Consider the following 21,442-nt stretch of genomic DNA (forward strand, 5'->3'; position numbering starts at 1 on the left):
GCCGAAAAGGCTTTCTGAGAAGCTCGCACCGAGCGAGTGCCCGGGCCGTATGCATGTCTCTTGACACTTGTGGGGCCCACCCCTACCTTGCGAAAACCTTTCAGGTCGTTTCAGTACCGCTCGGGGACGCAGGGGAACCACTCCCCTGACCGGTCGGTCCTCTTCCTCACTCTCCAGCGCTTGCACGTGCACAGTCATATGTCATGAGCACTACACGAGGGAGCAACCGATGAGAAAACGACGGACGGCGGTCCCCGCAGGGCCCACCGCTCCACTCCCGACCACGAGTTGGGGATCCACACCTACGACCACGACGGCGGTGACCCGCTCAACTCCTCGTCCCGGGCGGGAGCGCAGAGGTCGGTTCCTGTCCCTCTGGGCGGTCCTGCTCACCGTGCTGGTCGGTTCGGTCATGGGCACCGTCGCGATCGCGCCGCCCGTCCACGCCGCGACGGCGTTCACCTCCACCGCGGTCAGCCAGAACGGCGGCAACTGCCTGGACGTGCCGGGCAGTTCCACCGCCGACGGCATCCAGCTCATCCAATGGTCCTGCCACGGCGAGGCCAACCAGACGTTCACCTTCACCCCGGTCGGCGGGACCACCGACCAGTACGGCATCGGCACTTCGGCCGCCGGAAGATGCGTGGACGTCAACGGAGCGTCCAGCGCCGACAACGCCACGATCGTCCAGCGGACCTGCGGCTCCGGAGCCAGCCAGAAGTTCCGCCTCGTACCCGTGACGGTCAGCGGAACGAACAACGTCTTCAGCGTGCAGGCCGTTCACTCCGGCAAATGCGTCGCTCCGTCGGGCGACTCCTCGGCCGAGAACACCGGCCTCGTCCAGTTGCCCTGCACCAACGCGATGTCGCGGACCTGGCGGCTGCCCAACTTCGCCGGCAGCGGCGGCGGCCCGACCACGCCACCGACCACTCCCCCGGCGAAGACCGTCCGGGTGTACTGGCTGAAGCCCTCCGACGTCGCGTTCGACCAGCGGTACCCCGACGGCATCGCCAACGTGATGCGGGAAGCACAGCGCTACTACCGGCAGGAACTCGGCAAGACCTTCACGCTGAACAGCCCCGTGGTCGAGGTCGTCAACGGTGACCACCCCCGGAGCTGGTACGAGAACACGCCCAACGGCGGTGACCGTTACTGGTGGACCGTCACGAACATGCAGAACGAACTCACCAGGAAATTCGGCCTGAACAACCCCGACAGCCGCTGGCTCAACGTCGGCGAGATCAGCGCCGAGGGAGAGGGCGCGGGCGGGGGCGCCAACACCGGCTGGGTCATCCTGAGCGGACACGACGCCGACGGCGCCGCAGGCACCAGCGGAGAGCCGATGAACCGCTGGTACGGCGGAATGGTGCACGAACTCGGCCACTCCTTCGGCCTGCCGGACTCGTCCTCGACCGACGGCACACCGATGTCCGCGTCCTTCTACGACTACCCCAACACCCACTTCAGCCAGAGCCAGAAGAACCAGATCCTCAACGGCCCCTACGGGGGCTTCCTGTCCTGACGCCGACGGCAGATGGTGGGCGTGGCTTGTGGAGCGGAGTGGTCAGCTGAGACGCGGGTGGTCGGCGGAGGGCTGAGCGGGACCGGCCGCGCCCGGTACGGCAGCAGGGCCCGGACCGGGGCTGAGCGGGACCGGTACGGCAGCAGGGCCCGGACCGCGCGTCGCGGTCCGGGCCCTGCCCCGTGCGGCGCCGCCCCTGCGGCGGCGGTGCGTCAGCTCTGTGCGGTGTCGTCGCCCGCCTGCCCGGCGCCCTCAGCTGCGCCTGCCTTCTCGCGCATCTTGCGCACCAGCTCCGCCTTCTGGTCGGCCGCACCCTGGCGGTCGAGGTTGCGGTGCGGACCGTGGTTCTGCCGTTCGGCGCGGGACAGCTTCTTGCGCTGGCCGCCGCCCATGCCCACGGGGTTGTTGATGTTCTTGCTCACGGTCACGGGCTCTCCCGGTAATGATGTGAAGTGATCTACGGATTCATCGGTGGGGGACGGGCGGCGACGTCGAAAGACGTCAGCAGGGGCCCATCACGCTCTCACTCGTAAATCGGCGTCTGGAAGAACATGACAAAGACGTTACCTGGTTCCGTCGGCCCCGCACACCAATTTGTTCGCCGCCCCGGCGTCGGCCGGGCCTTCGGCGAGCGCCCGGGGCAGGGCCGGATGAGAGATCATCTCACTTGCGCCCCGCCGTTACGGGACAACCTTCATCATCGCCGCCGCCACCGCGAACCGGCGAACAGGCCGACGCTGCCGACCCCGGTGATCTGCAGGCACGTCCTCGCAGCCCATCCTGGGACGTTACCCGCGGAACGTAGCACTATGGGATGCGAGAGAAAGAGAGACGCACGCCTGATCGGAGCGCACTCCGGGTGGAGGTGAGACGGTGGTGGGACCGCGAGACATCCACGACGTCGACCCGCCGAGCTCGGTCGGCATGCCCGACGACCCGCTCACGGCGCGTGCCGTCGTCGACGAACGCGGCATGATCGCCGAGTGGAGTGAGGGCGCTTGCCGACTGCTCGGCTACGCGGCCGCACGGGTCATCGGCAGACCGGCCGCCGACCTGCTCGACGCGGAGATCTCCGCGGAGATCTCCGTAGAGGCACTGCGTCAGGTGTCGGCCCTGCCGAGGTGGAACGGCACGGTTCAGCTGCGGCACCAGGACGGGCACCGAGTGGAAGCCCGTCTGCTCGCCCACCACCGGCGGGAGGAGGGCAGCGCACCCGACTGGCTGGTCTTGTCCCCGCTCCCAGGCGCCGGTGCTTCCCAGGGCACGGAGAAGCTGCCCACGTGGGCCTTCTACCAGGCGTCCTGCTGCTCGCTGGAGACGTACGACACGAACCTGCGCCTGAGGCAGGCCAACCAGTTCTCCGAGCACGCCCTGAACCTGGGTGAAGCGGACATACAAGGGTTTCGGCACGCCGAGCTGGTGGCCCACCCCGAGTTCGCACGGGTCGAGCGGCGCATGGCGCACGTGCTGGAGACCGGTGAACCGGAGGACGTGGAGGTCGAGGTACAGGTCGCCGGGGAGATCCGCAAGCAGGCCTGGTCCCTCTCGCTGTTCCCGATACGGGACGACGACGGCGTACTGCGCGGCGTGGGGCTGTCGGCCCACGACATGACCGAACAATTCTGGGCGCGCAAACGGCTCCAACTTCTGAACGATGCCGGCACCCGCATCGGGACCACGTTGAACGTCGCCCACACCGCCCAGGAACTGGCCGACGTGGCCGTCCCTGAGTTCGCCGACTTCGCCACCGTCGATCTTCTTCCGGACGTCGAGCGCGCGGAAGCGCCGCCACCGGGAGCGGCGATGTCCGGGCTGACCGCGGAAGGCTCGTTCCTGCTGCGCCGGGTGGCCCAGCAGTCCGTGCTTCCAGACAACGCCGAGGCGGTGCTGCGCCCCGGCGACGTGGACAGCTACGCCAGGGGCTCCCCCACGGCGCAATGCCTGACCACCGGCCGGGCCGTGCTCCATGCCGAATTCGACCCGGACTCCGCCGACTGGTCGGTGGGGCATCCCGGACGGGAGCGGTCGGTCCGCACCTTCGGCATCCACTCCGTCATGGCCGTGCCGCTGACGGCCCGGGGCCACACCCTGGGCGTTGTCGTCTTCCTGCGCCACCAACGCCCGGAGTCCTTCAGCGAGGGCGATCTGCTACTCGCTGAGGAGATCACCGCCCGGGCCGCGGTCTCCATCGACAACGCGCGCCGTTACGCCCGCGAGCGGGAGACCGCACTGGCGCTGCAGACGGCCCTGCTCCCTCAGCGGCTGCCCGCTCAGCCCGCGGTGGAGGCGGCCTTCCGGTACCTGCCGACGGACACACTGGCAGGGGTGGGCGGGGACTGGTTCGACCTGATCCCGCTGTCCGGCGCCCGGGTCGCTCTGGTCGTCGGCGACGTGGTCGGGCACGGCGTCCAGGCGTCGGCGATCATGGGGCGGCTGCGGACCGCCGTCCGGACCCTCGCCGACATCGACCTTCCCCCCGACGAACTGCTCACCCATCTCGACGACCTGGTCATCCGGCTCTCGGCGGACACGGACGCCGAGGGGGCCTCGTGGGACCAGGCCGCCGGGATGGCCACCGGCCTCGGCGCCACCTGCCTGTACGCGGTCTACGACCCGGTCTCCCGTGTCTGCACGCTGGCCCGCGCGGGCCACCCGGTCCCCGCAGTGGTCAGCCCGGCGGGCGACGTGGAGTTCCTGGACGTACCCGCCGGTCCCCCGTTGGGGCTGGGCGGGCTGCCCTTCGAAACCATCGAGGTCACCCTCCCCGAGGGAAGCCTGCTCGCTCTCTACAGCGACGGGCTGGTCGAGTCCCGCAAGCAGGACATCGACGAGGGGACCGCGCGTCTGCGCAGCGCCCTCGCCGGTTCCGTGACGTCCCTGGACGATCTGTGCGACCTCGTGCTCGCCACCGTGCCCCCCGAGGACCCCGCCGACGACATCGCCCTGCTCGTCGCCCGCACCCAGGCGCTCGACCCCCGGGACGTCGCCACCTGGGAGCTGCCGGCCGATCCCGCCGTGGTGGCCGGGGCGCGCAAACTCGTCAGCGAGCAACTCGAGGCGTGGAACGCGCAGGAGGCGTCCTTCGCCACCGAACTGGTGGTGAGTGAGCTGGTCACCAATGCGATCCGGCACGCCGAACCGCCCATCGAGCTGCGTCTGCTCCGGGGCCGCCACCTCATTTGCGAGGTCTCGGACACCAGCAACACAGCGCCCCACCTGCGGCGTGCCCGTACCTACGACGAGGGCGGTCGCGGCCTGCTGCTCGTGGCACAGGTCAGCCGCGGATGGGGCACACGCCACACCGCCACCGGCAAGACCATCTGGGCGGAGCTGGCCTTGGACCCGTCCGAGTCCCCGTAGCCTTCTCCGCGCCGAGGAGAGGCGGCAATCCGGCTGAACGTCCCGCCTGCGCCCGTCGGCGTCCGGACACGTGACCCGGCCCCTTGTCAGCGTCGATACTGTCGATGAAGGTCAGGGACTCACCTGTTCGTCTCACCTGGAGGTATCCGTGAGGATGCTGATCAACGTTCCGGAGACCGTGGTCGCGGACGCGCTGCGCGGGATGGCGGCCGCCCATCCCGAGCTGGCCGTCGATGTCGAGAACCGGGTGATCGTGCGGCGGGACGCTCCGGTGGCCGGGAAGGTGGCGCTGGTGTCCGGTGGAGGCTCGGGGCATGAGCCGCTGCACGGCGGGTTCGTCGGACCCGGGATGCTTTCCGCGGCCTGCCCCGGTGAGGTGTTCACGTCGCCGGTGCCGGATCAGATGGTGCGTGCGGCGGCGGCCGTGGACAGCGGAGCGGGTGTGCTGTTCGTCGTCAAGAACTACACCGGCGACGTCCTCAACTTCGACATGGCGGCCGAGCTGGCCGAGGACGAGGGCATCCGGGTCGCGAAGGTGCTGGTCGATGACGACGTGGCCGTCACCGACAGTCTCTACACGGCCGGGCGGCGCGGTACGGGCGCGACGCTGTTCGTGGAGAAGATCGCCGGGGCCGCCGCCGAGGAGCGGCAGCCGCTGGAGCGGGTCGAGGCGCTCGCCCGGCAGGTGAACGCGAACACGCGCAGCTTCGGCGTGGCCCTCAGCGCGTGCACGACTCCGGCCAAGGGCAGCCCGACCTTCGATCTGCCGCCCGGCGAGCTGGAGTTGGGCGTCGGCATCCACGGGGAGCCCGGGCGGGAGCGGCGGGCGATGATGACGTCCGGCGAGATCGCCGACTTCGCGGTCCACGCGATCCTGGAGGACCTGACGCCCCGCAACCCCGTCCTCGTCCTGGTCAACGGCATGGGCGCGACGCCGCTGCTGGAGCTGTACGGCTTCAACGCCGAGGTGCAGCGCGTGCTGACCCAGCGGGGAGTGGCCGTCGCCCGTACGCTCGTCGGCAACTACGTGACGTCCCTCGACATGGCCGGCGCGTCGGTGACCCTGTGCCAGATCGACGAGGAGCTGCTGCGGCTGTGGGACGCGCCGGTGAAGACCGCCGGGCTGCGTTGGGGTGCGTGAGCCGGGGCAGGCGTTCGGACGACCGTGCCGACCATGCGACGACCGCAGCGACCATGCAAGGAGATCCCGTGCTCGACGCCGACTTCTTCCGCCGTTGGATGACGGCGACCGCCGTGTCCGTCGACCGTGAGGCGGACCGGCTCACGGCCCTCGACTCGCCCATCGGGGACGCCGATCACGGCAGCAACCTCCGCCGCGGCTTCACCGCGGTGACCGCGGCACTGGAGAAGGAGGCGGCCGGGACCCCGGGCGCCGTTCTGGTCCTCGCGGGGAGCCGGCTGATCTCGACGGTGGGCGGGGCCTCGGGTCCGCTGTACGGCACGCTGCTGCGCCGGACGGGGAAGGCGCTCGGGGAGGCGGCCGAGGTGGACGAGGCGGGCTTCGCCGAGGCGTTGCGCGTGGGCGTGGACGCCGTGATGCAGCTCGGTGGCGCCGCGCCCGGCGACAAGACCATGATCGATTCGCTGGTGCCGGCCGTCGACGCCCTCCCCGGCGGTTTCCGCGCCGCCCGGGCCGCCGCCGAGCAGGGCGCCGAGGCGACGACACCGTTGCAGGCCCGCAAGGGCCGGGCCAGCTACCTCGGCGAGCGCAGCATCGGCCACCAGGATCCGGGCGCCACCTCGGCGGCGCTGCTCATCGCCGCCCTCGCCGAAGCCGACGGGGAGTGAGGCGGCGGTGAGCGACGGGAAACCGGTCGGCATCGTCCTGGTGTCGCACAGTGCGGCGGTGGCCACGGCCGTGGCCGAACTGGCGCGGGGGCTGGTGGGCGGCGGTACGGCCGTGCCGGTCGCCGCGGCCGGCGGTACGGAGGGCGGCGGGCTCGGCACGAGCGCCGAGCTGATCGCCGCCGCTGCCGTCTCGGTGGACCGGGGGGCCGGGGTCGCGGTCCTCGCCGATCTGGGCAGCGCCGTCCTCACGGTGAAGGCGATGCTCGCGGAGGGCGACGAACTCCCCGGTACCGCCCGCCTGTTGGACGCGCCGTTCGTCGAGGGCGCGGTGGCCGCCGTCGTCACGGCGTCGACGGGCGCCGACCTCGACGCGGTGGAGGCGGCGGCCATGGAGGCGTACACCTACCGCAAGGTGTGACCCGGGCTCGGACGAGACCTTCGCCTTCTCCTCTTCGGACACCTCATGTGAGTCCCTCCGACGCCACTTCGAGGGCCGTGCGGACGGCCTCCGCCAGCTCGGCCCTTGTTGTCGCCGGGTCCGTGGCGGGGTCGTCGGCGCGCCAGGCGTGGTGTTCCACCGCGGCGCGCAGGGCAGCGTTGAACATCGCCGCATGGATGGCCGACCGCAGGTCGCCGGCCGGCCGCCCGGCCCGGTCGGCGAGGGCGCGGGCGAACACCGGCTCGGCCTCGTCGTAGGTCTGGAGCCAGACGGCGCGCAGGCCCGGTTCGGTGCGGGTCAGCCGTACCAGGGCCCCGACGGTGGCGGGGTCTGGGCCGACGACGACGCGCTGGTCGGTGTCCAGCCCGGCGAAGACGTCTCCCAGGGGGCGGCCCGGGCGCCACTCCCGCAGGCAGGCGGCGATCGTGTCGATGCCCGCCGTGAGGAGCGGGCGCACGCAGCTCTCCTTGCTCGGGAAGTACCGCCATACCGTCCGCGCGGAGACCCCGACCGCCTGACCGATCTGCTCGCCGGTGGTCGCGGCGACGCCCTGGCCCACGAACAGGTCGACCGCTGCGCGGGCGATCTCCAGCCGGATCTGTGCCTTGCGCTCGTCCGTCAGGGGCGGCCGGCCCGTGCGTCCACCGGATCCGGTCATCCAGTCGTCCTCCTGTCTCGGGGCACGTGATTCTTCAGCGCGACTTTATGTCACTCAAGGACAATAAGTCGTAGGGTGGCTGCGGCAGTGGCGGCACACGCACTCCGGGGTGCCCCCGCCCGTCCCACACATCGCAGCTACATCGCAGCTACTAGGAGTACCTCATGGCCACTGGACTGGAAGGCCGCAGCGTCGTCGTCACCGGAGCGGGCTCGGGCATCGGGCGCGCCACGGCCCTGGCCTTCGCCGCGGAGGGGGCGCGGGTCCTGGTGGCCGACCTCAACGCCGAGGGCGCGCAGGCCGTCGTCAAGGAGATCGAGCAGACGGGCGGTACGGCCGTTGCCGTCACCGGCGACCTCAGCGAGCAGACCGTCGTGGACGAGGTGGCCGCGACCGCGGTGGAGCGGTTCGGCGGGATCGACGTGCTGGTGAACAACGCGGGGATCATGGACCGTATGTCCGCGCTCGCGGACGTGAGCGACGCGGAGTGGGAGCGGGTCGTCCGGGTCAACCTCACCGCCCCGTTCCTGCTCACCCGCGCGGTGCTGCCGCACATGCTGGCCGCCGGCCGGGGCGCGATCGTCAACACCGCGTCCGAGGCCGGTCTGCGGGGCAGCGCGGCCGGCGCCGCGTACACCGCGTCGAAGCACGGCGTGGTGGGGCTGACCAAGTCCCTCGCGGTGATGTACCGAGGCAAGGGCATCCGTGCGAACGCGATCGCGCCGGGCGCCACGAGGACCGCGATCGTCGTGGAGGCCGACCAGGCGGCCCACGGCCCGGCGGCGCTCGGCCCGCACTTCGTCAACGCCGGCCGCCTGGCCGAGGCCGAGGAGCAGGCCGCCGCGATCGTGTTCCTCGCCTCGGACGCGGCGAGCAACGTCAACGGCGTGGTCCTGCCGGTCGACGACGGCTGGTCGGCGGTCTGACCGCCCGTCCTCTTCGCTTACGGGCTTCCGCCCTCCCCCAGCTCCACTACTCGCCCCAGCCGGCCTCGGCGTCCAGCCCCTCCTGTCCCTCCGGCACCTCCGGCTGCTGAGGCTGAGGCTGGTCCGTCGTCCCGTCAGTCGTTCCCGACACCCCTACGAACAGCCGCGCCAACCGCTCCCCCACCTCCACCGCGGACGCGTGGCTCTCGATGGGGGTCGCCCGGGAGTTCTTGAAGACGATGTACGTGACGCCGGACGGGGCGCCGCCGCCGCGGGGGTCGGGGCGGATGCCGAGTGCCTGGGCGGTGGCGTACGACGCCTCGCCGATGATGCCGCTCGGTCCCGTGTCGCCGACGACCGCGTACTGCACCCGGTCCCGGTAGACCACGGCCGCGACGGAGCCCCCGAGCACCCCGTGTTCGCGGTGGTCCCAGAGGGCGCTCACCCCCGGCACGACGATGTAGGGCAGCGCCTCGGCGCTGAGATAGCGGCCGTCGGACTGCTGGTAGGCCGTGGCGTCGGAGAACAGCGGGTCGGTGCGGCTGTTGCACTGCGGGCCGGGGCGGCCGTCGCAGTCGATGTCCATGTCGGCCGTCCAGAACACGGCCTCGTCGGTGCCGCACACCGGGATCGTGGCGGGGGCGTCGTCGTCGGTGCGGTAGCGGCCGCGGGAGACGGGGGTGCAGTCGCGGACCCGGGACAGCAGGTCGGCGGCGCGGACTGAGCCTTCTTGGCGCAGCGCCGGTGCCCCGGGGGCGCCCGGGGACGGGTGCGCGGCGGCGGGTGGGGTGGTCGGGGCCAGCAGGGCGAGGCCGGCCGCGGCCAGTGTCAGCGACTGGGCGCGCACGATACGGGACCCTCTCGTGGGACATTGACGGACACTCAGAACAATCTGGTGTCGACCGCACCCCGGGGCCACTTTGAGGGGGCCGTACGGTGCACGGCGTACGAGGCCCGGTTTTTGACGGGCCGACAGGGGGCGGGCGCGGAGGCGAAGCCGTGCGACGCGTTGTGCTGTGGGTGGTGGTGTGCGGGCTGGTGGCGGCCCTGTCGTGCGGGTGCGCCGGCGGTGCCGACAGCGGTAGCGGTAGCGGTAGGAGTAGCGGTAGGAGTAGCGGTAGGAGTAGCGGTAGGAGTAGCGGTAGGAGTAGGAGCAGCGGTGACGACGGGCGGGTTCCCGGCGCGCCGGCGGGGGGCAGTACAGCTTCCGGGCGGGGCCGGAGGCGGGGGCCGGTCACCGGGTGCGGCTGCGGGCCCGGCTGCCGGACGGCACGTGGGGCGCGTTCTCGGCGGAGCGGACGGTGACGACGGGCGGGCCCCGGTGACCACTCGCCTGGGCCGTACGGAGGAATCCGTCACCTGCCCGGCGGCGGTCCGGGTGCGGGACGGGTCCGGGGCGCGTTGGCTGCCCCTGAGGCAGCACGGGCGTACCCGATCTCGGCGGCGCAAGGGATGTACCGCCAACCGTGCCGCCGCCGGAGGACATCCCATGCGCACTTCCCGTTTCCTCATCCGCTCGGGACTGACCGTGGCAGCCGTCGCCACGCTTCCCCTCACCCTGGCCTCCGGGCCTGCCGCCGCCCGGGTTTCGGGCATCTCCGTCAGCACGACCGGCTCCACGGCGTCGGTGGTGACCAGCGCCTGCACCCAGAGCAACGGGAGCTGGGGCACGGCCGCGCTGCTCAGCAGCGGCCAGGGGAGCTTCGCCCAGGGGCGTCAGGTCGCCCTGTCCGGGACGGCCGCGAGCCAGTCCGCGGCCTGGTCGGGCGTCTCCCCGGGCACGTACACCGTCGTCGTCATGTGCTCCAGCGGCGCCACCGCCGGCACCCAGTCGGTGATCGTCTCGGCGCCGGTGCCGTCCGTCCCGACCATCTCCGCGACCGCCTCGCCCTCGCGCGGCGTCATGGGCGGCCTCGGCGGCACGGCCCGCGACTACGGCCCCGTCACCATGGGGGTCGGCGGGGCGCTGGTGGGAGCGGGTGTCATCGGAGCGGCCTGGTTCCTGCGCCGCCGCTCGAAGCCGCACCGGTTCTAGGAGTTGTCCCAGTTCCAAGAGTTGTTCTGGCTCTAAGGGTTGTTCTGGTTCTAGGAGTTGTCCTGGCCGGTTCCGTGGCCGGCCGGGTCGTCCAGCGCGGGCAGCTCTTCCAGGGCCTCGGTGAGCCACTGGGTCCAGAACGTCTCCAGTTCGATGCCCGCGCGCAGGACCAGGTGTCGCAGCCTGGTCTGCGCGGGGGCGTCACCGGGCGGGAAGTCGCGCTTCTCGATCTCCTCGTACTCGCTCAACTGCCGCCGGTGCAGCTCTAGATGGCGGCGCAGATCGGCCTCCAGACCGGCGGTGCCGACGACGGCCGCGGCGCGCAGCCGCAGCAGCAGGGCGTCGCGGTGCGGCTTGGGGTCCTGGCCGGCCGCCGTCCACCGGGCGAGTTCGGCGCGGCCCGCGGGCAGGACTTCGTAGGCCTTCTTCTGGCCGCGGGCCGGCTGCTCGGTCGGCAGTGCCCTGATGTGGCCGTCGGCCTCCAGTTTTCCCAGCTCGCGGTAGATCTGCTGGTGCGTCGCCGACCAGAAGTAGCCGATCGACCTGTCGAACCGGCGGGTCAGATCCAGCCCCGACGAGGGCCTCTCGAGCAGGGCGGTGAGGATCGCGTGCGGGAGTGACATGCGGCCAATCCTAGGGACGCGCCGGTACGGCACCCGGGCGCCTACAGCGCCGCCGCGAGTTCCGTGCCCTGCTGGATGGCGCGCTTGGCGTCCAGCTCGGCGGCCAGGTCGGCACCGCCGATGAGGTGCACGGGGGCGCCGGCGGCGACCAGCGCCTCGTACAGGTCCCGGCGCGGGTCCTGGCCGGTGCACAGCACGATGGTGTCGACCTCCAGGACCGTGCTCCGCTCCCCGACGGTGACGTGCAGTCCGGCGTCGTCGATCCGGTCGTAGCGCACACCCGGGACCATCGTGACGCCCCGGTGTTTGAGCTCCGTGCGGTGGATCCAGCCGGTGGTCTTGCCTAGGCCGGCGCCGACCTTGCCGGTCTTGCGCTGGAGGAGGTGGACCGTGCGGGGCGGGGCGGTGCGCTCGGGGGCGGTGAGGCCGCCGGGGGCCTGGTAGTCCATGTCGACGCCCCACTGGCGGAAGTAGGTGGCCGGGTCCTGGCTCGCCTTGTCGCCGCCGTCGGTGAGGAACTCGGCGACGTCGAAGCCGATGCCGCCCGCGCCGAGGATCGCGACGCGGTCGCCGACGGGCGCGCCGTCGCGCAGGACGTCGAGGTAGCCGACGACGCTCGGGTGGTCGACACCGGGGATGTCGGGGGTGCGGGGGCTGACGCCGGTGGCGACGACGACCTCGTCGTAGTCCGCCAAGTCCCCTGCGGTCACAGGGGTGTTGAGGCGTACGTCCACGCCGTGCGCGGCGAGCTGGTGGCGGAAGTAGCGCAGCGTCTCGTCGAACTCCTGCTTGCCCGGCACCTTTCGGGCGACGTTGAGCTGGCCGCCGATCTCGCTCGCCGCGTCGAACAGCGTCACCGCGTGGCCGCGTTCGGCGGCGCTCACGGCACAGGCGAGGCCCGCCGGGCCGGCGCCCACCACCGCGACGCGCTTGCTCAACCGCGTTGCGGACAGGACGAGTTCGGTCTCGTGGCAGGCGCGCGGGTTGACCAGACAGGACGTGATCCTGCCGCTGAAGGTGTGGTCCAGACAGGCCTGGTTGCAGCCGATGCAGGTGTTGATGGCCTCGGGCGTGCCGGCCGCGGCCTTGTTGACGAAGTCGGGGTCGGCGAGCATCGGGCGGGCCATCGACACCATGTCCGCGCAGCCGTCGGCGAGCAACTCCTCGGCGAGCTCGGGGGTGTTGATGCGGTTGGTGGTCACGAGGGGGACCGACACCTCGCCCATCAGCCTCTTCGTCACCCAGGTGTAGGCGCCGCGCGGCACGGAGGTGGCGATGGTGGGGATGCGGGCCTCGTGCCAGCCGATGCCGGTGTTGATGATGGTCGCGCCGGCCGCCTCGACGGCCTTGGCGAGGGTGACGACCTCGTCGAGCGTCGAACCGCCGGGCACCAGGTCCAGCATGGACAGCCGGTAGACGACGATGAAGTCCTCGCCGACCGCCTCGCGTACCCGCCGCACGATCTCGACGGGGAACCGCATCCGGTTCTCGTACGAGCCGCCCCAGCGGTCGGTGCGGTGGTTGGTCTGCGCGGCGATGAACTCGTTGACGAGATAGCCCTCGGAGCCCATGATCTCGACGCCGTCGTAGCCGGCCTGCCGGGCGAGGCGGGCGGCGCGGGCGTAGTCGTCGATCGTGCGCTCGACGTCGGCGTCGGTGAGCTCGCGGGGCGGGAAGGGGCTGATGGGGGCCTGGAGCGGGCTCGGGGCGACCAGGTCCCGGTGGTAGGCGTAGCGGCCGAAGTGCAGGATCTGCATCGCGATCCGGCCGCCCTCGCGGTGCACGGCGTCGGTGATCGCCCGGTGCTGCTCGGCCTCCGCGTCCGTGGTGAGCTTCGCGCCGCCCTCGTAGGGCCGGCCCTCGTCGTTGGGGGCGATGCCGCCGGTGACGATGAGGCCCACTCCCCCGCGCGCCCGGGCGGCGTAGAACGCGGCCATGCGCTCGAAGCCGCGCTCGGCCTCCTCCAGGCCGACGTGCATCGAGCCCATCAGGACCCGGTTGGGCAGCGTGGTGAAGCCCAGGTCGAGCGGGCTCAGCAGGTGCGGGTAACGGCTCATGGCAGGCCTCCGTGCGCGGCGGTAGTCCCTCCAGTTCTAGAGGACCGCACACGGGTTATGCAACTTGTTGCACAATGAGGTCGGGGCCATGTGCCACAGGTCACCGGCCCACCGGCTCATCGGATCACCGACTCACCGCTCACCGGCTCTCGAGCACGACGTGCAGTTCCCGCTCCTGGTCCCCGGAGGCGGAGGAGAGGTCGCGTACCGCGAACGCCGAGTCCAGCGCCGTACGGAGTCGCTCGATCGCCCAGTAGCCGCCCTGCGCGTCGGCCTCGACGGAGGACGAGAGCCGGGCCGGGCGGGCGCAGTCGTGCGTTTCGGTGACCTCGAAGGTGCCGAGCCACACCATCGGGCGGGTCTCGTGCAGTTGCTGCGGCGCCTCGTCGGCGCCGCGGTCCGACGCGAAGCACTCGCCCAGCGTGTCGAACACGATGCGGGCGTCCTCCTTGCTGCATCCGCTGATCTCGACGGAGACGGACTCCTCGTGCGGTCGCTCGCGGTCCATCGTGATCGCTCCTCTCGTGGCGGTGGCGCGGCAGTGCGGGTTCCCCGCGAACCGCGCCACATCCCCAGAAAAGCACCACTTTCCGCGAGGAACCAGCGGCGGGAGCCGCCGGCGCCGGGCTCAGCTCCGCGTGAAGCGGTACGTCTTGCTGTCGGTCAGGACGCAGAAGCCGGGCGAGATGACGATCACGCGAAGGGTGCCGCTGCGGCGGTCGTAGTCGATGCCCTCCGTCTCGAAGGTGCCCGAGCAGGAGCTGCGCAGCGGCAACTGGCGCAGGGCCGTGACATGGCCGCTGACGTCGCCCGTGGCGTCCGGTTCGGCGGACAGGTCGATCCGCAGGAGGGGCTTGGTGATGCCGAAGAGGGTTCCGGCCGGGTCGTCGGAGGAGCAGAGCAGGGTGGTCGGGCCGGTGAAGTCGCAGCCCTGGACGTCGCGCACGGCGTGGTCGAGGCGGACGGTCGACACCTGCGGCAGGTTCGCCGAGGGCGAGGTGCTCGCGTTGGCGCCGGGGGTCGGGAAGACGAGGAAGCGGGTCATGGTGCCCCACTCGCCCGACAGCATCCACCGGCTGTTCGGGGTGACGGCCACCCAGGAGTTGTTGAGTGCCTCGCCCGGGCCGAGCGCGTGCACGTACTCCGACCAGGCCCCGCCCGGTGCCTGCACGCGGTACATCTTCGAGGCGCCCGAGTCGCTCTGGTAGGGCTCGACGTAGTAGCCGTCGTAGGAGGCGTCCGGGTCGCCGACGTGGTTCCAGCCCCGGGTGGACACGGAGAGCGGGATGGTGCCGACGCCGGTGTAGCGGTTGGCGCCGCCGACCGGGACCTCGACCGACGTCAGGCCCTGGCTCTCGGTCAGCGGCTCGGCACGGTCGGAGCCGACCTCGGTCCAGGTGTCGGCGGCAGCGGCGGGCGGCGCGGCGGAGAGGGCGGCGACCGTCGCGAGGGCCAGCGCGAGGAGGACGGTGCGGGTGGTACGGGCGGTCCCTGACAAGGGGCTACGACTACGGCGGCTGCGGGCAGGGCGCAGGGGCATGGGACTCCTCGTCGAGGGGGGTGGGGCGAGCGGGGGTGGGGCGAGCTCGGCGGACAGTCTGGCCCGACGTCGTAGTCATGTACAGACCAATCTGATGGACAGGTGCGGACCCTGAGGAGAACGGCGCGCGAAGCCGTACTGGAGGACCATGGAGAAGAGCCCCCGAGGCGTGGGAGAAATGGGTTGAGCGCGGTAGAACAGGGGGAGTCGGCACAGGGGACGGCGTGCCGCATCGACGTGCGGAGGCGGTACGTGGCATGAGCGCAGCCAGATCGTCCGTGGCAGGCGATGGTGGCCCGACGGGCCCCAGCGGACTGCTGGACGTGCTGAACGTGGCCTCGGTGGTGCTGGACACCGAGGGCCGTATCGCGCTGTGGAGTCCCCAGGCCGAGGAGTTGTTCGGCTACCCGGCGCAGGAGGCGCTGGGGCGGTTCGCGGCCCGGGTGATGGTCCACGAGCAGCATGTCGACCTGGTCGTGAAACTGTTCGCGGACGTCATGGCCACCGGCCGGAGCTGGGCGGGGGCGTTCCCCATCCGGCGCAAGGACGGCACCACCCGGTTGGTGGAGTTCCGCAACATGCGGCTCATGGACGACCGGGGCAATGTGTACGCCCTGGGCCTGGCCACCGACCAGACGACGGTGCGCGGGCTGGAGCGGGACGTCGCCCTGTCCGCCCGGATGGTCTCGCAGTCCCCCAACGGCCTGGCCGTCCTGGACACCGACCTGCGGTACGTCTCGGTCAACCCCGCGCTGGCGCGGATCAACGGTGTGCCGGCCGAGGAGCACCTGGGGCGGACGGTCCGCGAGGTGCTGCCCCTGCTGGACGCGGACGTCCTGGAGGACGAGGCGCGCGAGGTGCTGCGGACCGGGGAGCCGCTCGTCGACCGGTTCACCGCCGGCCGGACCCCTGCCGACCCGGACGCGGACCACACCTGGTCGATCTCCCTGTACCGCCTGGAGGACGCCCGCGGCACCGTGCTGGGCGTCGCCATCTCGGTGGTCGACGTCACCGAGCGGCACCGGGCGTCCGTCGAGACCGAGGCGGCGCGCCGCCGGCTGGCGCTGATCGCGGACGCCTCGGCCCGCATCGGCACCACCCTGGACCTGGAGCGCACCGCCCGTGAACTGGCCGACGTGGCGGTGCCGGTACTGGCGGACGTGGCCGCGGTGGATCTGCTCGACGCGGTGGTCGCGGGCCGGCGCACCAGTCTCGGACCCGCGGAGGGCGCCGTGATCCGCGCCCTGGCGGTGCGGGTGTACAACGCGCCCGAGGCCCTCCAGGCCTCCGACCCGCCCGGCCAGGTCGCCCGCTACGGGCCGCAGCGGCTCATCACGGAGTGCGTGCGCACCGGCCTGCCGGTCATGGTCGCGGAGGTCAAGGACGAGGATCTCGCGCGCATCGCCCGCTCCCCCGAGTCGGCCGAGCTGCTGGCCCGGGCGGGTGTGCACTCCTATCTGGCCGTGCCGCTCATCGCGCGGGGCGAGGTGCTCGGCGCCCTGGACCTGAAGCGGATCCACCACCCGCTCCCCTTCAGCCAGGACGACCTGCTGCTCGCCCGCGAGCTGGCGGCACGCGCCGCCATGCAGATCGACAACGCCCGCTGGTACCAGAACGCCCGCACCACCGCGCTCACCCTCCAGCGCAGCCTGCTGCCGAGCCATCCGCCCGTCACCGGCGGCCTCGAGGTCGCCTCCCGCTATCAGCCGGCGGGCGCCACCACCGAGGTCGGCGGCGACTGGTTCGACGTCATCCCGCTGGAGGACGGCAAGACTGCGCTCGTCGTCGGCGACGTGATGGGCAGCGGCATCGACGCCGCCGCCACGATGGGCCGGCTGCGCACCGCGACGACCACACTGGCCTCCCTCGACCTGGACCCGGCGGTCCTGCTGGAGCACCTCGACCGGATCACCCAGGGCCTGGACCACTCCATCGCCACCTGCGTGTACGTCGTCCACGACCCCCGGCTGGGACGGTGCCGGATCGCGAACGCAGGGCACCTGCCGCCGGCCCGGGTCCGCCCCGGCCACCCGCCCGAGCTGCTCGACCTGCCCACCGGGGTGCCGCTGGGCGTGGGCGGGGTGGCGTTCTCCACGACCGACGTCGACTTCGCGCCCGGCGACCAGCTCGTGCTGTACACGGACGGCCTCGTCGAGACCCGCACGGACTCTCTCGACGAGCGCCTGGACGCGCTGCTGGCGCTCCTCGACGACCCCGCGCGCCCCCTGGAGGAGCTGTGCGACCGGCTGCTGAGCGCGTTGCACCACTCCGACAACCACGACGACGTCGCCCTGCTGGTCGCGCGGGCCCGGGCCACCGCGTAGGCGACGCCACCCGCCCCGACTCACAGGTTCCCGTTATCGGCTCCTTACCGGGCATCTCGGACAATCGCAGTGAGGTGTGGCAGTGGTGCCGCCGTCGTGGCCGAGGAGAGTGAGCCGTGATGCAGGAGCCGCAGAGGCCGGAAGTGCCGGAAGTGCCGCGAAGGCCGGACGAGGTGGAGCTGCTCTCGGGGCCGGTCGGCGAGGAACGGGAACGCACCGGCCCGCGCGCGCTGTGGCGGCGTCGATCGGCCCGCGGCCGGGCGGTGATCGCGGCCACGACCGTCGCCGTCCTGGCGCTCGGCGGCACCGTCGCGTACGCGGCGGCGAACGGCTCCGACGGCGGCTCGCCGTCCGCGTCGCCGTCCGCGTCCTCCACCGACGGGCCCGGCGGACGGCACGGCCGCGGCGGCCCGTGGTCCGGTCTCGGCGGCGACGCGGTGCACGGTGAGGCGACCGTCAAGGATCCCGACACCGGCGACTGGGTCGTCCGCGTGTGGCAGCGGGGCACGGTGGAGAAGGTGAACGACGACCGTGTCACCGTCAAGAGCGAGGACGGCGTCTCGTGGACGTGGACGGTGGGTTCGGACACGTCCGTGTTCTCCGACGGCGCCTCCGGCTCCGGGGCCGGCGCCCTGAAGAAGGGCGACACGGTGTTCGTCGTCGGGTCCCGTTCCGGCGACACGAACACGGCCGAGCGCGTCCTGTCCGGCGCCTTCGGCGACCATGGCCCGGGCGACCGGCACGGCGGCTTCCCGGGGCACGGCCCGTGGGACCGCGGGGACGACCACTCCCTCAGCCCCACGGGCAGCGGCGCCGCTACCTGACCCCGGTGGCCGTGGTGACCCCGGTGGCACCGGTGACTCTGGTGCCGACGACCACGTGAGCGTGCAGCTCGTCGTCCTGCGCCAGCCGCACCGCCAGGCCGCTGCGGGTGAACGCCTCGACGGCGGCGGGGGCCTGGCGCTCACTGGTCTCGACGAGGAGGCAGCCGTCGGGGGCGAGCCAGCGCGGTGCCTCGGCGGCTACGCGGCGCAGTACGTCCAGTCCGTCCCCGCCGCCGTCGAGGGCGGTGAGCGGCTCGTGCTCGCGGGCCTCCGCCGGCAGCAGGGGGACCTCGTCGGTGGGAACGTACGGCACGTTGGCGGCCAAGATGCCGATCCGGCCCCGGAGTTGGGCGGGCAGCGCCGCGAACAGGTCGCCCGTGCAGGCGAGTCCGCCGTACCCGGCGATATTGCGCCGGGCGCAGCGCACCGCCGCCGGGTCTATGTCCGCGGCGTGCAGCTCGACTTGGCCGAGGGAGGCGGCGAGGGCCGCGCCGACCGCGCCCGAGCCGCAGCACAGGTCGACGACGACGGAGGCGTGCGGCGCCGCCGCGAGGGCCTGGTCGACGAGGAACTCGGTGCGGCGGCGGGGCACGAAGACGCCCGGCTCGACGGTGATGCGCAGACCGTGGAACTCGGCCCAGCCGACGACGTGTTCGAGGGGCAGGCCCGCGGCGCGGCGCTCCGCCATGGCGGCGGCCTCGTCCGGGGTCCGGGCCGCCGTGAGGATCAACTCCGCCTCGTCCTCGGCGAAGACGCACCCGGCGGCCCGCAGGACGGCGGCGAGGGCGTCACGGGAGGAAGAGGAAGCGGAAGCCGAAGAGGAAACCGAAGCGGGATGTCCGGAAGGGGACGAGGGCGGAGAAAGAGGAGAGGGCATGGAGCCGAGGTGCCTTTCGGAAGCCGAAGGGCGCTCTCGCGGGTCGCCTACGGGCGGCGGTCCACGCCGACACGAGGTGAGAGCACCCGACCTGACTTTGCGGTAATGGGTCCCACCTCCTCGGCCTCGCACGACTGGGAGCCTCCGCAGCCGGACGGCCACAGTACCCCAACGCCTACAGTTGTACTACGCAACTAGACAAGTGCGCATGAGCGAGTGCGAGTGAGGGAGTCCCCCGTGGAAACAGCCGAGGCAGCCGAGGCCGTGGAGACGATCCAGCGGGAGATGACGGTCTTCGCCCGGCGGGCCCGTGCGTCGGCGGGCCGGCTGCACCCCGAGCTGTCACTGGTGTCGTACACGCTCCTCGGGCACCTGGAGGAGAGCGGCGGCTGCCGGGCGACCGACCTCGCCGCGCACTACGCCCTGGACAAGTCCACGGTGAGCCGCCAGGTCGCCGCCCTGGAGCGCGCCGCCCTGATCGAACGGCGCCAGGCCCCCGAGGACCACCGCGTCCAGGTCCTCCACCTCACCGGCACCGGCCGCCACCTCCTCGCCCAGGTCACCGAGAGCCGCCGCACGGCCTTCCGGGAACGGCTGGCGCAGTGGCCGACGGGGGATCTGGAGCGGTTCGCGGAGTATCTGGTGCGGTACAACGCCTGGACCGGTCCCGCCTCCGGGAGCGACTGACCGACTCCCTACGCCACCGGCACCGCCTCCCGTCCCTCCCCCAGCCGCTGGGGCACCCGTGCCGCCAGGAACGGTGTTCTGCGGCGCACACGGAAGCCCAGGGACTCGTAGAGGCGGATGGCGTTCGTGTTGTCGGCGCCGGTGTGCAGGAAGGGGCTCTCGCCGCGTTCGCGGATGCCGTGGGCGACGGCGAGGATCAGGCGGCTCGCCAGCCCCTGGCCGCGGAACGCGGGGTCGGTGCAGACGGCGCTGATCTCGGTCCAGCCCGGCGGACGCAGACGTTCACCGGAGACGGCGATCAGCGCGCCGTCCCGTCGTACGCCCAGGTAGGTGCCGAGTTCGATGGTGCGGGCTTCGAACGGGCCCGGCCTGGTGCGGGCGACCAGGTCGAGGATCTCGGATACGTCGGCAGGCCCGAGCGGGATCGCCTCCGGGTCGGGCGCCGCGACCACTCCTTCGCCGACGAGCTGCACGCCCTCGAACTGGAACGTGATCTCCCAGTCGGCCGGGACCGCCCCCCGGAAGCCGAGCAGCGGCACCTCCGCACCGGGACCGGCGAGCGCGGCGAGGTCCGCCCAGTCACCGGCGTCCGGATCATCCGGCAACGCCAGCCAGGGCGACACGTCGAGGGGGTAGCGCAGGACGCGGCCCCGACGCTCGGCGAAGTGCGCGTGCGGACCGGTGAGAGCCGCGAGGGCGGGATTGTCCAGAACGTGCCGAGGGGTGGGGCGGGGCCCGGGGGTGGTCATGCGGACGCTCCGACCTCGAGGACGACCTTGCCTCGGGCGTGGCCGGACTCGACCTCGTGCAGTGCCTCGGCCGCCCGCTCCAGCGGGAGGGTGAGGGTGACGTGCGGGTTCAGGTCGCCGCGGACGACGAGGTCCGCCACCGCCCGCAGGACGTCCGCGTTGCGGGCGCGTGCCACGCGGGCGCCGCCCAGGCGCTCGACCTCCTCGGACGGGGCGCCGGCCGTGATCAGCCGGGCGCGGTCGCGCACCAGGCCGGCCGCCTCGTGCAGCACCTCGCCGCCGACGAGGTCGTAGACGCCGTCGACGCCGTCCGGGGCGGTCGGTCGTACGGCGTCCGCCCACCCCTCGCCGGCCGGGACGTGCACCGCGCCCAGCGATTCGAGGAAGTCCTTCTTGCCCTCGCTCGCGACGCCCACCACACGCAGTCCGAGGACGCGGGCGATCTGCACGGCGGCGACGCCGACGCCGCCGCCCGCTCCGGTGACCAGCAGCGTCGCCCCGGCGGGCAGGGCGAGCTGGTGGACGCCGTCGTAGGCCGTCGCGGCGGCCACCGGGAGGGTCGCGGCGTCGGTGAAGGACAGTTCGGCCGGCTTGTGCGCGGTGATGCCGGCGGCCAGCAGCGCGTACTCGGCGTAGCCGCCCGCGACGGCGGTGCCGAACACCTCGTCGCCGGGCGCGAAGCCGGTCACGCCCTCGCCGGTCTCCTCGACTACGCCGGCCACCTCGTTGCCCAGGACCGCGGGGAACGCGCGCTCACCCGTCTCGCCGGGGCGCCGGTAGCCCGTGCGCTGCTTCCAGTCCACGGGGTTCACCCCCGCCGCGCGCACCGCGACGAGCACCTCCCCGGGCCCGGGCCGGGGCCGCTCCAGATCGACGAGCGCCTCCGTCTCCGGGCCGCCGTACCGGGTGAAGACGTATGCCTTCGGCATTGCTCCCACTCTCCTTGCCTGACTCCGCTGGCTCCCTGGCACCGAGCCGTGCACCGGACCCGCCGGGCCCTGCACCGCCGCAC

The 21,442-nt window shown here is 72.4% G+C and carries 20 protein-coding genes and 1 pseudogene; 11 read left to right on the forward strand and 10 right to left on the reverse strand.

The window, feature by feature from the left end; genetic code table 11:
- The first annotated feature begins 319 nt into the window (after nt 1-319).
- On the forward strand, nt 320-1,522 hold the full coding sequence (locus OG352_RS02010) for an RICIN domain-containing protein (protein ID WP_329213650.1): 1,203 nt from the start codon (nt 320-322) through the stop codon (nt 1,520-1,522).
- A gap of 212 nt (nt 1,523-1,734) precedes the next feature.
- Here OG352_RS02010 and OG352_RS02015 read toward each other — a convergent pair whose 3' ends face one another.
- Nucleotides 1,735-1,950 (reverse strand): DUF6243 family protein, encoded by a 216-nt coding sequence (locus OG352_RS02015; RefSeq protein WP_280882287.1) that lies wholly within the window; start codon nt 1,948-1,950, stop codon nt 1,735-1,737.
- A gap of 496 nt (nt 1,951-2,446) precedes the next feature.
- Here OG352_RS02015 and OG352_RS02020 point away from each other — a divergent pair, with 496 nt between their 5' ends.
- The 4 genes from OG352_RS02020 (at nt 2,447) to OG352_RS02035 (ending at nt 7,109) form a co-directional block, all read left to right on the forward strand.
- Nucleotides 2,447-4,882, forward strand: coding sequence for a SpoIIE family protein phosphatase (locus tag OG352_RS02020; protein WP_443072468.1), 2,436 nt, complete (start codon nt 2,447-2,449; stop codon nt 4,880-4,882).
- A 148-nt stretch (nt 4,883-5,030) separates the two neighbouring features.
- A complete protein-coding gene (gene dhaK / locus OG352_RS02025; protein WP_329213657.1) occupies nt 5,031-6,023 on the forward strand; it encodes a dihydroxyacetone kinase subunit DhaK in 993 nt (330 codons plus the stop codon).
- Between the two features lie 68 nt (nt 6,024-6,091).
- Nucleotides 6,092-6,691, forward strand: a complete 600-nt coding sequence (gene dhaL / locus OG352_RS02030; RefSeq protein ID WP_329213659.1) for a dihydroxyacetone kinase subunit DhaL — start codon at nt 6,092-6,094, stop codon at nt 6,689-6,691.
- 7 nt (nt 6,692-6,698) lie between these two features.
- Nucleotides 6,699-7,109: a PTS-dependent dihydroxyacetone kinase phosphotransferase subunit DhaM gene (locus OG352_RS02035; protein ID WP_329213661.1), complete on the forward strand. Its 411-nt coding sequence runs from the start codon at nt 6,699-6,701 to the stop codon at nt 7,107-7,109.
- 43 nt (nt 7,110-7,152) lie between these two features.
- Here the strand turns inward: OG352_RS02035 and OG352_RS02040 are convergent, their stop codons facing one another.
- Nucleotides 7,153-7,788, reverse strand: coding sequence for a TetR/AcrR family transcriptional regulator (locus OG352_RS02040; RefSeq protein WP_329213663.1), 636 nt, complete (start codon nt 7,786-7,788; stop codon nt 7,153-7,155).
- A gap of 164 nt (nt 7,789-7,952) precedes the next feature.
- Between OG352_RS02040 and OG352_RS02045 the strand changes: the two genes are divergently transcribed.
- Complete coding sequence (locus OG352_RS02045) at nt 7,953-8,714, forward strand: SDR family NAD(P)-dependent oxidoreductase (protein ID WP_329213665.1); 762 nt, start codon at nt 7,953-7,955, stop codon at nt 8,712-8,714.
- Between the two features lie 46 nt (nt 8,715-8,760).
- Here the strand turns inward: OG352_RS02045 and OG352_RS02050 are convergent, their stop codons facing one another.
- Nucleotides 8,761-9,561, reverse strand: coding sequence for a glycoside hydrolase family 75 protein (locus OG352_RS02050; protein WP_329213667.1), 801 nt, complete (start codon nt 9,559-9,561; stop codon nt 8,761-8,763).
- Nucleotides 9,562-9,910: 349 nt separating this feature from the next.
- Here OG352_RS02050 and OG352_RS02055 point away from each other — a divergent pair.
- Nucleotides 9,911-10,039 (forward strand): annotated as a pseudogene (locus OG352_RS02055) (fibronectin type III domain-containing protein); the annotation flags it as partial.
- Nucleotides 10,040-10,203: 164 nt separating this feature from the next.
- Nucleotides 10,204-10,749, forward strand: a complete 546-nt coding sequence (locus OG352_RS02060; RefSeq protein WP_329213669.1) for a hypothetical protein — start codon at nt 10,204-10,206, stop codon at nt 10,747-10,749.
- 50 nt (nt 10,750-10,799) lie between these two features.
- Here the strand turns inward: OG352_RS02060 and OG352_RS02065 are convergent, their stop codons facing one another.
- The 4 genes from OG352_RS02065 to OG352_RS02080 form a co-directional block, all read right to left on the reverse strand.
- Nucleotides 10,800-11,372, reverse strand: coding sequence for a PadR family transcriptional regulator (locus tag OG352_RS02065; RefSeq protein ID WP_329213671.1), 573 nt, complete (start codon nt 11,370-11,372; stop codon nt 10,800-10,802).
- A gap of 41 nt (nt 11,373-11,413) precedes the next feature.
- Nucleotides 11,414-13,429 carry an NADPH-dependent 2,4-dienoyl-CoA reductase gene (locus tag OG352_RS02070; protein ID WP_329213673.1) on the reverse strand — a complete coding sequence of 672 codons (2,016 nt, stop codon included), beginning with the start codon at nt 13,427-13,429 and terminating at the stop codon, nt 11,414-11,416.
- A 139-nt stretch (nt 13,430-13,568) separates the two neighbouring features.
- A complete protein-coding gene (locus OG352_RS02075) occupies nt 13,569-13,937 on the reverse strand; it encodes a hypothetical protein (RefSeq protein WP_329213675.1) in 369 nt (122 codons plus the stop codon).
- A 120-nt stretch (nt 13,938-14,057) separates the two neighbouring features.
- A complete protein-coding gene (locus OG352_RS02080; RefSeq protein WP_329213677.1) occupies nt 14,058-14,969 on the reverse strand; it encodes a hypothetical protein in 912 nt (303 codons plus the stop codon).
- A 257-nt stretch (nt 14,970-15,226) separates the two neighbouring features.
- On the opposite strand from OG352_RS02080, the gene OG352_RS02085 reads away from it, so the two are divergent.
- Both OG352_RS02085 and OG352_RS02090 read left to right on the forward strand, forming a co-directional pair.
- The gene (locus OG352_RS02085) at nt 15,227-17,293 is read left to right on the forward strand and encodes a SpoIIE family protein phosphatase (RefSeq protein WP_329213679.1); all 2,067 of its coding nucleotides are present in this window, start codon (nt 15,227-15,229) and stop codon (nt 17,291-17,293) included.
- Nucleotides 17,294-17,412: 119 nt separating this feature from the next.
- Nucleotides 17,413-18,117 (forward strand): hypothetical protein, encoded by a 705-nt coding sequence (locus OG352_RS02090; protein ID WP_329213681.1) that lies wholly within the window; start codon nt 17,413-17,415, stop codon nt 18,115-18,117.
- Here the strand turns inward: OG352_RS02090 and OG352_RS02095 are convergent.
- On the reverse strand, nt 18,110-18,994 hold the full coding sequence (locus tag OG352_RS02095; protein WP_329213683.1) for a putative protein N(5)-glutamine methyltransferase: 885 nt from the start codon (nt 18,992-18,994) through the stop codon (nt 18,110-18,112). The two genes, OG352_RS02090 and OG352_RS02095, sit on opposite strands and share 8 nt — an antisense overlap.
- A 285-nt stretch (nt 18,995-19,279) precedes the next feature.
- On the opposite strand from OG352_RS02095, the gene OG352_RS02100 reads away from it, so the two are divergent.
- On the forward strand, nt 19,280-19,681 hold the full coding sequence (locus OG352_RS02100) for a MarR family winged helix-turn-helix transcriptional regulator (RefSeq protein ID WP_329223669.1): 402 nt from the start codon (nt 19,280-19,282) through the stop codon (nt 19,679-19,681).
- Between the two features lie 8 nt (nt 19,682-19,689).
- Here the strand turns inward: OG352_RS02100 and OG352_RS02105 are convergent, their stop codons facing one another.
- Nucleotides 19,690-20,430: a GNAT family N-acetyltransferase gene (locus tag OG352_RS02105; protein ID WP_329213685.1), complete on the reverse strand. Its 741-nt coding sequence runs from the start codon at nt 20,428-20,430 to the stop codon at nt 19,690-19,692.
- Nucleotides 20,427-21,359 (reverse strand): NADP-dependent oxidoreductase, encoded by a 933-nt coding sequence (locus tag OG352_RS02110; RefSeq protein ID WP_329213688.1) that lies wholly within the window; start codon nt 21,357-21,359, stop codon nt 20,427-20,429. The genes OG352_RS02105 and OG352_RS02110 overlap by 4 nt, the downstream gene beginning before the upstream one ends.
- Nucleotides 21,360-21,442: the final 83 nt, after the last annotated feature.

The sequence above is a fragment of the Streptomyces sp. NBC_01485 genome, assembly GCF_036227125.1.
In the GTDB taxonomy this organism is placed as follows: Bacteria; Actinomycetota; Actinomycetes; order Streptomycetales; family Streptomycetaceae; genus Streptomyces.

Bases quoted from the DNA above. Each gene is read 5' to 3' on its own strand.
- OG352_RS02020 (WP_443072468.1), top strand. From the start codon at position 2,447: ATGCCCGACGACCCGCTCACGGCGCGTGCCGTCGTCGACGAACGCGGC.
- OG352_RS02040 (WP_329213663.1), bottom strand. From the start codon at position 7,788: ATGACCGGATCCGGTGGACGCACGGGCCGGCCGCCCCTGACGGACGAG.
- OG352_RS02045 (WP_329213665.1), top strand. From the start codon at position 7,953: ATGGCCACTGGACTGGAAGGCCGCAGCGTCGTCGTCACCGGAGCGGGC.
- OG352_RS02060 (WP_329213669.1), top strand. From the start codon at position 10,204: ATGCGCACTTCCCGTTTCCTCATCCGCTCGGGACTGACCGTGGCAGCC.
- OG352_RS02065 (WP_329213671.1), bottom strand. From the start codon at position 11,372: ATGTCACTCCCGCACGCGATCCTCACCGCCCTGCTCGAGAGGCCCTCG.
- OG352_RS02070 (WP_329213673.1), bottom strand. From the start codon at position 13,429: ATGAGCCGTTACCCGCACCTGCTGAGCCCGCTCGACCTGGGCTTCACC.
- OG352_RS02075 (WP_329213675.1), bottom strand. From the start codon at position 13,937: ATGGACCGCGAGCGACCGCACGAGGAGTCCGTCTCCGTCGAGATCAGC.
- OG352_RS02080 (WP_329213677.1), bottom strand. From the start codon at position 14,969: ATGCCCCTGCGCCCTGCCCGCAGCCGCCGTAGTCGTAGCCCCTTGTCA.
- OG352_RS02085 (WP_329213679.1), top strand. From the start codon at position 15,227: ATGAGCGCAGCCAGATCGTCCGTGGCAGGCGATGGTGGCCCGACGGGC.
- OG352_RS02090 (WP_329213681.1), top strand. From the start codon at position 17,413: ATGCAGGAGCCGCAGAGGCCGGAAGTGCCGGAAGTGCCGCGAAGGCCG.
- OG352_RS02095 (WP_329213683.1), bottom strand. From the start codon at position 18,994: ATGCCCTCTCCTCTTTCTCCGCCCTCGTCCCCTTCCGGACATCCCGCT.
- OG352_RS02100 (WP_329223669.1), top strand. From the start codon at position 19,280: ATGACGGTCTTCGCCCGGCGGGCCCGTGCGTCGGCGGGCCGGCTGCAC.
- OG352_RS02105 (WP_329213685.1), bottom strand. From the start codon at position 20,430: ATGACCACCCCCGGGCCCCGCCCCACCCCTCGGCACGTTCTGGACAAT.
- OG352_RS02110 (WP_329213688.1), bottom strand. From the start codon at position 21,359: ATGCCGAAGGCATACGTCTTCACCCGGTACGGCGGCCCGGAGACGGAG.